The following is an 11,255-nucleotide window of genomic DNA, read 5'->3' as shown; positions in this document are numbered from 1 at the left end:
ATAAATGTTGGGGATTAGTTGAAAATTTGATGCATTTAAGTCGTCATAAGCTCGATCATTATTTACGAGGTATGAGAGCTATGAAGCTTATACAGTCTACTTTTTAGCTCTCATGTCGCCCCCCCAGGATACTGAGACATTAGCCAAGACTTGGGTTGAGCTGAAGTTATTACCATTACCGGAAGAATTTCGTTGGAAGTATATTGGTAGACAGTATCTCAAGCAAGTACAAACTATCATCAAGCAATCGGATAAGTTACGGCCTATCTGGGATTCCCAAACGTTAGATGCGATCGCAAAAAACACTAACGCTACAGCAGGCATTATCCCAGACTTTAACTTAAGGGAATATCAAGAAGCACTCCTAGAGAGCTACGGTAATGTTAAATTAGATAGTTTAGATACCGATGGCTCTGCCTATAATCAACTAAAACTCTGGACGATATTTATCCCCCAAAATGTGCGAGAGGTTCATGACTTGATGCCAGAGGCGATTCATGAACTGCCTAAAGATTATTATCAAAAACTGCTAGAGAGTGGTCAACTAGAACAGGAAATTGACCAAAAGGAGCTGGAAAAATCTAAAAAGCTTTATTATCAACAGCCAATTAAATCTGTATTAGATGTGATCAAGGACTCTCAAGGCTATCGGTATTTGGTGGTTTTAGGAGACCCAGGCTCTGGTAAATCTACCTTGCTGCAGTATTTAGCATTGGAGTGGGCAAGAACCGATATAACTACTGCCCTTTCTCTACCGATTCCCTTACTGATTGAATTACGCACCTATATCCGGAATCGCGATATTGGACAGTGTAAGGATTTCTTGGAATTCTGTCATCAAAGCAGTGGAGCGATATGTCATCTCAATCAACATCACCTTGATCAACAGTTAAAGGATAATGGTAAATTCTTAGTTATGTTTGATGGGTTGGATGAAGTCTTTGAGCCAGGTAAACGAGAAGATGTAATTACGGATATTCATCGCTTTACCAATACCTATCCTAAAGTAAGATTAATTGTGACATCTCGGGTAATTGGTTATAAACCCCAACGGCTACGGGATGCTGAATTTCGTCATGTTATGCTCCAAGACTTGGACTCGGAACAAATTCAAACCTTTATCGAGCAGTGGCATGAGTTAACCTTTACTGATCAAGCCGATAAAGTTAGGAAACGGGAACGCTTACAAAAAGCAATCAAGACATCTTCCCCAATTCGACAACTGGGGCAAAATCCCCTATTACTAACGATGATGGCAATCCTGAATCGCAATCAAGAATTGCCTCGTGACCGCTCTGAACTCTATAACCAATCCTCTCGATTACTGCTCCATCAATGGGATGTAGAACGAGCATTACTAGAAGATAATCGTCTTGACCCGATGACGATTGATTATCAAGATAAGCAACAGATATTGGCAAAAGTAGCATATTTTATGCAGGGTAATCAACAGGGATTAGCCGGAAATCTGATTAGTGCAGAAGATTTAGAAAGGATTATCTTCGATGAGCTCAAATCACGAGAGTTTACTAATCCCAGAGCCGTTGCCAAGGTAATGATTAATCAGTTGCGCACCCGCAATTTTATCTTGTGTTTCATGGGAACCGATTACTACGCCTTTGTGCATCGGACATTTTTGGAATATTTCTGTGCTTGGGAATTTGTCAGGAAATTTGAGAAAACCCAGGAGATTTCCCTAGAACAGTTAAAAACCCAGGTATTTGGTCAGCACTGGGGGGATGAATCTTGGCATGAAGTGCTGAGGTTGATTGTAGGCATGATTGATTCAAATAAAGCTGGAGAGATTATTGAGTATTTGATGGCACAAGATGGAGCAGGGGATAAGTTTGGTAATCTATTTTTGGCAGCGGATTGTTTGTCTGAGGTTAGGAATAGGTATGAGATTAAATCAACGGATACTGAATTACTGAATCGCGTCAAATACTTAATTGATTATTATCTAAATTATTATTATGACCAGTATGGAGATGAGGCAACGTTAGTTCGTGATATTGTCACTAAATCTTTAGTCCGTCATATTCGCACTAAAGCTTTAGTTCGTGATATTGGCACTAAAGCTATTATATTAGTAGCCACCCATTGGCAAAACCATCCAGATACCTTAGCCCTACTTCAAAAATCGGCTCACTCTGATACTGATTTGTGGCTGCGACTTACAGCAATTGAACAGTTAGCTCAAGGTTACAAAGACCACCCAGATACCTATGCCCTACTTCAACAATCCGCTCGCTCTGATACTGATTCCGATGTTCGAGTTACAGCAATTGCACAGTTAGCTCAAGGTTACAAAGACCACCCAGATACCTATGCCCTACTTCAACAATCCGCTCGCTCTGATACTGATTCATGGGTGCGAGTGACAGCAATTGAACAGTTAGTTCAAGGTTGGCACGATCGCGTAGCGTGGCCTACGGTCAATCAGCCTTGGTTATTTGAATTTTTATGTAATCGCACTCTCCATGACCCCTTTGAGCGTAAGCAACGCTGGGATGACAATCCTCGACAAGCAGCTCTTAAGGCCATCCTCGAATATTATCCTAACCATTCCCAAACCCGATCCTTATTGCAGGATAGAGCAGACCATGACTCCGATCCTAAACTGCGAGAGTTTGCTCAGGAGGAATTGGCCAGATTATCGAGCTTTTCATCGTAATCAAGTATAGAGGGTTTTCAAACGAGTTGTAAATTCATCGATGGTCGAAAAAGGCAAGAAGCAAGAGGCAAGAGGCAAGATGGGCAATAGTTCCAGAATTTTGTGGTAAACTAAAAAAAGACCTTTTCCGTTTACATCTCAAATGGAAAACTTATCTATACCAAAGTTATAGTTAGCAGACAGTAAAAAACTCCCAACGTCAAAAACCTTGGGAGGGTCATTTTAGGTTATATTCAACCCAGTCTAGCATCGGTATTTGATTAGTATGGATCATCAAATCAAGTACCGACATTTGCTTCTAGCCACTTAGCAATCGCATTTTGGCTTTCTTGGTCTGTTGCTAACCTTTCCATCATTTATCCACAGCGGTTCCCTCACTTAGCCAGCTCCCTCAAAGCATTTTCATACCTCTTGCTGACTTTCTGATAAGCTGCCATTACCGTTTCAAACTCAGGGTCTTTCGTGGTGATTTCAACACCATCAGCGGTTTCTGTGATAAATACAGTATCTCCCTGGCCAACATTCAGCTTTTGTAGGATCTCTTCAGGTAGAGTTATGCCTAGGGAATTACCAATTTTATTAATTGTGAGCTTGTACATATTGTAAAGGGAGTCGGGAGTCGTAAAAATCCTATATTATTATATATATATCATTACTATGAAAACCGCTATATAATATTCCCTATTCTTTCTCCCTACACTTCCCACACTTCCTGCGCCCCCGCCCCAAACTCTTCCCCCTACTCCCGATTCCCTACTCCCTATCAACGCGACAAAATCAAATTCAAAACATTCAACTCATTAGATGTCAACAAATACTTATCCGTAAACATCTTTGCTCTGAGTTGCTCTAGGGAATAGCTGTTAAATACAATAAACGGAAAATCTTGATACTCGTGACCAATGGGTAAAACATTATCAACCGGGTAAAATGTGCGAATATAACTACTCATAATCTTCCGAAATCGAGCATCTTCCGGTTCTTCCGGTTTAGAATCAAAATATTTCTTCAAAGCCTCTCCAGCAATAAAGGTAAATAAGGGCAACGCATAATATTGGTCAAATCCTTTAGATTTCTGCTCAAACCATTGGGTTTTAGGAGCTGAATTGCCTAGGGTTTCCAGTAACTCTATGCCATCCTTAAGCCCAGAGCGTAGGTTTTCTGGATAAGACTTACTGGCACTCATTTTACCCATAGTTTCCAACAGCTCATTGGTAATATATCTCACTAGTTTTACCAAATTGATCTGATAGGTTTCCTGTAATCCATTAGCAATCGGTACCACCAGCAAGGCACCACTAATGTAAGCTGTCTCAATAGCGCCTAAGTTTAGTAATTTATCCAACCCATGGTTAACCAACTGATTAAATTGGTTATTGAAAGACTCTACTAAAGAAATATAATTGGATTCTGCTGTATTCTTAACTAAAAACTCCGCTTGATTAAGTAAATCCTTTAGTTTAGTAGACACTTCCTCTAAAGGGTCATCCCATGGTTTCCGCTTATATTCATTCTTCAGCTCACGGATCAGATTAGCAATCTGAGCACTAAACCTATTCCCTACGGCTGAAATCGACTTACCTCCAATGGGAATTATCAAGAAATTGTCCCGACCAATCTGTCCATAGCCCTGGATGCGAGTCATGATCGACCCTTTCAACAGTAAGAGAATATTCAACAGACTCAGCACACTTTCCTTGATAAACAACTGCTGTTGCTGGTCATCCTCAGCATCATAATAAACAGAACGCTCAGCTAAATAGAAAATAAGTTCTTTATCTTGATTGTCTAGAGTCTTAACTACTCCATCGTCTTCATACTGACCACGACCTCTGTAAATTACTTGAATCACTTCCATCAGGTTATGCTCAATCTCGAACCGAGGGATTTCCACCAGGATATGCTTAGCCTTGGGAAAGGATAGACCTCGACTCCCGGAAGCAGTCATAAACACCACCTTTACCTGATTTTTATACTGCTGGATTTGCTTCTTTTCGTATTCAGATATATTAGCATGGATTTCCAGATAATCCTGATACTTGGTAAACTCCCCTAGCTCCTTTCTAATGCTGTCAATTAGTTGCGCTAATCTCTGCTTATCCTGGATATAGACCAGTATTTGCTCAACATCAGACCGATTCATTAATGCCTGGATATCTTGAAAAATTGTTTTTTGAAGAGATTTTCCTAAAATATCCTGTTGCTTTAAATTAGCTTCTTCACTAAATCGACAAGACTCCACCAAAACCTTGTAAGTGATAGATAATTTGCTAGCTGGATAGGAATTAGCATTGATAACCGTTGCCTCTAAACCCTTAAATTTAAACCGTTGCCGTGAAAGGGGTAATCCCAAACCAGAATTTGCCGAATTTCCCACACTCCGGAAGTAAATCTTATCCGGTTCCGATGAAATGTCAGATAAATGTTGGTCAATTACCCCTGGATCAACAATGGAAGCATCTGCTACAATTACCTTAGTGTTAAAGCCATGGCCATTATTGATCAATTTATAGTTAGATAGTATCCTGTGAATACCATTTAAAAACTCAACTCCGCCATCATCCCCAGTTATCTCATCGATCATTATAAATAAATGCTTGATTCTGCTAGATATAGCCTGCATCTTAGCAGGAATAACCAACCCTTCTCCTTTGTTGTAAGCGTTTCTGAAAATTTTTTCAAAATGCTCTAAGGTGTTGCCCCTCGGAGTTGCTTTCAAAGACTGGATAGACACCGTAGCAACAATACTATTAGACGTCTGCTCATCCACAAGGCAATAGATGGCTTCACAAATACTACTTAAAACTCCTTTAGACTTTTTGCCACGGTCTTGAATTTCCTCATCCGTTAATCGCTTCAGCTTATTCGAGCGCCTTGCCGATGGTTGAATCGTTCTACTATCGAAAAAATCAACATCTTTGATATTAAAATCGTCTTGACACTCATTCCAGAGGTATTGGACAGTGTAGCGTCCAAAGTTGTCGGAAATTAAATTAGCATTAGTGTTGATAGCGATTAGCTGATTATCGCACAACTCTCCGGTAGCTGAGTCTTTAAACTTCTCGATAATGTCAAGATTGACTTGTTTCCTGGGACTGACGTAGAAAAACAAAAATCCCTCGTCAACATGACCCTTTAAAAATTTTGCGATCGCAGTCGTCTTACCAATGCCTGGATTGCCTGTTAAAAACAGATAGGTCTGGTCAGAAACCAGCGCCTTCGTAATCAATTCCCCATGAGCATCCCGCAAATTCATTGCTGTACTTAACCCGACACTTAATCCCAGTTGCTTGCTTAGATCGGGTGGCACCTGAGCAATAGAATTAACAAACCCCTGGATGTGCTCTTTATGATTTACTTTGGTTATAGTATCTGGTTGGATTGCTAACAAATTATCCACAAACTGCTTACCGTCCTGAAAACTGCGATAAGCATTCCGTTGGATTTGCTTTAACACCTGGTGACGGGCATCCTTAATCTCTTTAGGACTAGAATCATGTTTATAAATCTCGTGACAGGTGTCCAAAACCTCTCGATTCGTCTGGTTTACAGACATAGCACTAATTCCGCGATCGCTATAGCCCACTACATTAGATACTACCGATGTCTGATCCGAGAAAATACCAATCTCTCTCAGGAATTGATTAAAGCTATGAGCATAACTACCGGCCTGAATTAACTTACTAGTTTCCTTATCTCTGAACTTAAATGCAGTAAAATAACTCTTCAGCTCTTTAGCGAACTTAAAATCTAAGTTTTTCGTATCTAAGCGAAGCTTAGAAAAAACACTTTTAGATTTCAAATAGTTAATATCACGAATTAATCCATGCCGGAGAATATCTACATAATTCAAGTTTTCAATATCCGCATCTGTCTTAATCGAAAACACCGATAAATCCACACAAAGCACCCGAAACTCCCTACCGCGATAACTTAGCAGCATCAGAGTATCGGCTTTCAGAAACTCTCCCTTCTTAGAATACTCCCTAATGTAACTGTTCAAATTGTTAGCATTAAAATTATTAACCCGAGCCACAGTATTCCTAGAAGGTCTGGTTTGACTACCTAACTCCTGATCAAATTGAGACAATACCTCCTTATACCATTGATCATCTCCTTTACAATAGGTACCGATACTATTATCATCACAGAAACAGCACTGGTAATAGACAATTTCTAGATGACGCCGCTTATGTTCTTTACTCCAACCGATAGCCTTGAGATAATCCCGAAAGAAGTTCAAACCAGATAAGAAGCCTTTCTGAAGGAAAAACGTACTCCATTTTTCAGCCATCTCTCTTTCCAAAGGACTGATCAGCTTATCCACAATCCGCTGGAGCATATTACGAAACTTCAGTTGCTGCAAATCCTGACAATATAAATTACCAAAATTGTGCTTAATCTTGTTTTGCTCAATGTCAGCTAGAATGCCAATATTAAATCCAACTTCAAAGATGCGACCTAAATCTTCGGCTATTTTAGTCATGTTTTAAAGGGAGTAGGGTGCGTTAATGAAATGTAACGCACCGTGTTGTAGGGTGCGTTAATGAAATGTAACGCACCGTGTTGTAGGGTGCGTTAATGAAATGTAACGCACCGTGTTGTAGGGTGCGTTAATGAAATGTAACGCACCATTGGTATGTTAATTTTTGGTGCGTTACGCTTACGCTAACACACCCTACCACCCAAACCGACTATTCATACCAAATCCCTTGTGGTTTTTCTTTCCTGGTATCCCTTCGCCAATCGGTTGGATAAATCCCCTGAGCGATAAAACGATGAATACTAGAATACTGCCAATCTTGGGGATTTTTGCACAATCCATGATGCACAGGATTATTATGAATATAATCACAATGTAGAGCAAAATCCCGTTCATCCCTGATTAAATGCTCCCAAAAACGGCGTTGCCAAAGATTGCTCTCTCTTCGCTTTTGTCGTGAGGGAGAAACCACTCGATTAATTCCTAATTCTTGTCCATAATGTTTGGTAACATAGGTTTTAATCAATCGCAATCTCACTGAAAAATCCGGATCATCAGGGGGTAAAGTCCATAAACAATGAAAATGGTCTGGTAACAAAACAAAAGCATTAATGGAAAAAGTATATTTTTGCCTTACTTTTTCCATGGCTTCTCTAAGAGCTTTTCTAGCTATATCACTACAAAGCCAAGGATGTCTTTGATAGGTGACTTGTGTGATAAAGTAGCTTCCCCCAGAAACACGAGGTCTTCTATAATTAGGCATTAGCTTACTTGTAGGGTGCGTTAATGAAATGTAACGCACCATTTGTATGTTAATTTTATTAGGAGTAGGGTGCGTTAATGAAATGTAACGCACCATCGGTAGTAGGGTGCGTTAATGAAATGTAACGCACCATTTGTATGTTAATTTTATTAGGAGTAGGGTGCGTTAATGAAATGTAACGCACCATTTGTATGTTAATTTTATTAGGAGTAGGGTGCGTTAATGAAATGTAACGCACCATTTGTATGTTAATTTTCGGTGCATTACGCTTACGCTAACGCACCCTACTTGATCTACTTGATCACTTAATCACGGTGCGTTACGCTTACGCTAACACACCCTACTTGATCTACTTGATCACTTAATCACGGTGCGTTACGCTTACGCTAACACACTACTTGATCACGGTGCGTTACGCTTACGCTAACACACCCTACTTGATCACTTAATCACTTAATCACGGTGCGTTACGCTTACGCTAACACACCCTACCACTATTTAATATATTTCTAACTTCAGTTAAAAACGCCAAGCAATTAAAATTCCCCTGACCTCTCATATGATTAAACAAGGACAAAGCCCCAACGGAATAATCCCCAATCAGATTTTCGTAAGGGTCTAACTTAAAGCTAATCTCTCTTGCCTTCTGGTATCGCCAAAAGTGAAACAGACTCAAATACTGAACTATGTCTTGTTTCAGAGGAGTATCATACATCAAACCATTGCGAATATCTTGATCATCCAGTATCCCCTCATAGATATTCAACAACGTCGCATAAGAAATCACTCCATTATAATTGCGCTGCTCCCCTGGCACCTCAATGCCATTAAAAAGATTAAAAAACACCACCGATTGCTTACTTTCCTCTGCCATTAATTTAGTCAACTTCTCCGTATCCTGAATATACAACGAACTGGCCCCAATTTTTTTTAGCTTTACCACATAGTACTTATCAAAAAATATTGGATAGATTTTGATATCCTTATGCTCCCCTTTTAAAGCACGGATAACATCCTTGGACATAAAGAATAATCCATCATCATCCTGAGACTGAGTCATATGTAAAGTACTGGTATAGGGAGCCTTAGCCACATAGATAAAATGTTTGTATCCGTTTTTATCATAAAGCTTGGTAACTTGATCAATTACAACCGTTGGTTCCTGAAACAATCGTTGGTGGTCATAATTACCAGAGAAAGTGGTCAGTAACTGTAACCTGACTGCACCATCATTTCGACGGATTACTCCCACCACTTCTCCCATCAAGTTCGATCGTTTGTGCCGACTCCCCCATTTGCTATCACTTTCCCGACTGGAAACTACAATAATTGCTAACTTCTCCAATGGCTGATAGCCTTGGGGATAGTGTAAGGGCTGATTGAAACGAAACCTTTTCGGCAATACCGAGTAGAGAGAGGTCATCACATTAGGAATTTTATAAGAACTTAAATCCCTGATATCAATTCCTTGAGTATTCGACCGATGTTTCTGATTCAGTAAATGAGACAATACCATACACAACGATAGCAAAAATTTTTCGATGGGAGCCTCATCCTCCTTATTACTCAGATGCAATCGTAAAATCGGAATAAATAAACGCTTTTGCTCCTGCAACAGCAGTCTCAAACAGATATAAGCCAGCAAAGCAAAAGTAAACCGATAAACAAAAGCCCCTTGGGAGTCTAAAGGATTATTCTTGTCTATTTTATAGGGAAACAGCATTAACTTATGCTGCTTAAAACACTGGTTGTATATGTCTGTAGCCCTATTGTCTCTTGGTACCAATAGTATCGGGAGCGCTTTAATCCCAGTGATGTCATCATACTCCATACTGAAGGATTGCTGCTCATCCTCAGCACAATAGCGAATATCACTAATTCTGATATTCGCTTCCAGACTACAAACCGAATCTCCGCCAGCATTTGCCTCTCGAATCGATAGATACTTCAGAACGTTTTTGGGATTACCTCCCAAAACCTCCTTAAACAAAGTCTGCCTAGTCTGAATATTACTAATATCGTTTTCTAAAATGCCTTTTTTTACAGAAATATGGAGAGGATACCCTGGGCTTGATAACCTAGTCTTGTATTTTATAGTATTTGTCAAACAGTCTTTTAGCTGATCAATTTTAGACTGAACATTATACTTATCGAACCCTTTGATGATTCCTCTAAACATGTCCTGCTTCTCACTGTCCTTCGATTCTCGTAGCCTGGGCAAAACCTTTTCCTCAAAGGCATTAATAGGATCGTACTTTAGGTCAGACGTAGGAGTATAGCCGGGATCAGAGGGGTCATTACCAGCAAACACAAAGTAGTACAAAAACACAATAGTCAAAACTTTTCTAGCAAAAGCTTCTCGTTTTGAAACATCTTTCAGTAACTCTTGATGCTCCTGACTATCGGGATTAATCAGATTAAGCGAATACTCAAAAACCCGTTTACTACCATGAGCATGAACCTTACCATCCAACTTGAGCTTAAGTCCAAAAATAAACTGTAATTCTCCCCACCCTTCATCGGTACTTTCTCCCAAGTATCCCTCTATTATCGGAATAATTGGCAACCGATTAAAGGCATCTGCCCTCGAAAAAACGTCTCTGTAGTTAACCGATACCTCAGCATAATTAACCAAGTACTCCCCATCTGCCTTATTGATATCATTGATGTAGTGATTAATCAGCTTAAGTCGGCGAATCAAATCCTCCAGATAGATAGCAGCTTTAGCATTACCAGGACTAGCACTAGTATTAATCGCTCTTTTAAGAATCTCTAAGTAATGAATCTGGGCTTGTTTCTTAAGTTGGCCAAGAGTTTCCGTATCCGCAATGTGCTTCAGTCGGTAAAAATCAGATTTAGGGTCTTTTTCTAGATCATCAACAATATCATAGAGCTCTTCGCGGTCGCTTTCACTAACCCCAGCAAACTCAGTATTAATATAATTGATCAATCCATTTCTCAGTTCACTATTAAACTCAGCACTATTTAGCACCGTAATCGTGATCTTGTGAAATTTTAGCAAATCCCTACTGTGATCAGCAGTTTTATTTACACTTAACCGTTGCTTTCGTAAACCAGGATAGTTACCAAAAGGATAAGTAAAATCTAATTTTGGCGTTTTTCCTTGGAAATCTGTTAAACTAGTAACTAAATTAGAAACAAACTGTAAGAATTCAGGTCATTGGAATCAGGGAAGGATAAGAAACCTTTGTTGGGGAAACGGTAGCCTCAAGAGCTTGTCGGAAAAATTCCACAGCCGAACGACCCTGGACACGGCAGGTTTGGATGACGCTGAGTAAATCCGCTGTTTCCCGAAACCGTTCCATGGAACGGGA

General features: G+C 39.8%; 5 protein-coding genes and 2 pseudogenes. 2 read left to right on the top strand and 5 right to left on the bottom strand.

Annotation, left to right across the window (positions count from 1 at the left end; translation table 11 throughout):
• Window positions 1-127, top strand: a pseudogene (locus F6K63_RS35305) (IS4 family transposase); the annotation flags it as partial.
• A complete protein-coding gene (locus tag F6K63_RS35300; RefSeq protein WP_287314776.1) occupies window positions 113-2,674 on the top strand; it encodes an NACHT domain-containing protein in 2,562 nt (853 codons plus the stop codon). The pseudogene F6K63_RS35305 and the gene F6K63_RS35300, both read left to right, overlap by 15 nt.
• Before the next feature lie 374 nt (window positions 2,675-3,048).
• Here the strand turns inward: F6K63_RS35300 and F6K63_RS35295 are convergent, their stop codons facing one another.
• From F6K63_RS35295 to F6K63_RS35275, 5 genes and pseudogenes are all read right to left on the bottom strand, one after another.
• On the bottom strand, window positions 3,049-3,273 hold the full coding sequence (locus F6K63_RS35295) for an AbrB/MazE/SpoVT family DNA-binding domain-containing protein (protein WP_071105541.1): 225 nt from the start codon (window positions 3,271-3,273) through the stop codon (window positions 3,049-3,051).
• A gap of 164 nt (window positions 3,274-3,437) precedes the next feature.
• The gene (locus tag F6K63_RS35290) at window positions 3,438-7,160 is read right to left on the bottom strand and encodes a helicase-related protein (RefSeq protein ID WP_287314774.1); all 3,723 of its coding nucleotides are present in this window, start codon (window positions 7,158-7,160) and stop codon (window positions 3,438-3,440) included.
• Window positions 7,161-7,368: 208 nt separating this feature from the next.
• Window positions 7,369-7,920 carry an REP-associated tyrosine transposase gene (locus tag F6K63_RS35285; protein WP_071105543.1) on the bottom strand — a complete coding sequence of 184 codons (552 nt, stop codon included), beginning with the start codon at window positions 7,918-7,920 and terminating at the stop codon, window positions 7,369-7,371.
• Between the two features lie 478 nt (window positions 7,921-8,398).
• On the bottom strand, window positions 8,399-10,870 hold the full coding sequence (locus tag F6K63_RS35280) for a hypothetical protein (RefSeq protein ID WP_287314772.1): 2,472 nt from the start codon (window positions 10,868-10,870) through the stop codon (window positions 8,399-8,401).
• A 223-nt stretch (window positions 10,871-11,093) separates the two neighbouring features.
• A pseudogene (locus tag F6K63_RS35275) lies at window positions 11,094-11,255 on the bottom strand (IS66 family transposase); the annotation flags it as partial.

The organism is Moorena sp. SIO1G6 (assembly GCF_010672795.1).
Taxonomy (GTDB): Bacteria; Cyanobacteriota; Cyanobacteriia; order Cyanobacteriales; family Coleofasciculaceae; genus Moorena; species Moorena producens.
The sequence above is the reverse complement of the archived record's forward strand: the minus strand, read 5'-3'. Positions and strand labels throughout refer to the sequence as shown.

Excerpts from the sequence above, each read along its gene's own strand:
- F6K63_RS35295 (WP_071105541.1), bottom strand. The coding sequence starts at position 3,273 with ATGTACAAGCTCACAATTAATAAAATTGGTAATTCCCTAGGCATAACT.
- F6K63_RS35290 (WP_287314774.1), bottom strand. The coding sequence starts at position 7,160 with ATGACTAAAATAGCCGAAGATTTAGGTCGCATCTTTGAAGTTGGATTT.
- F6K63_RS35285 (WP_071105543.1), bottom strand. The coding sequence starts at position 7,920 with ATGCCTAATTATAGAAGACCTCGTGTTTCTGGGGGAAGCTACTTTATC.
- F6K63_RS35300 (WP_287314776.1), top strand. The coding sequence starts at position 113 with ATGTCGCCCCCCCAGGATACTGAGACATTAGCCAAGACTTGGGTTGAG.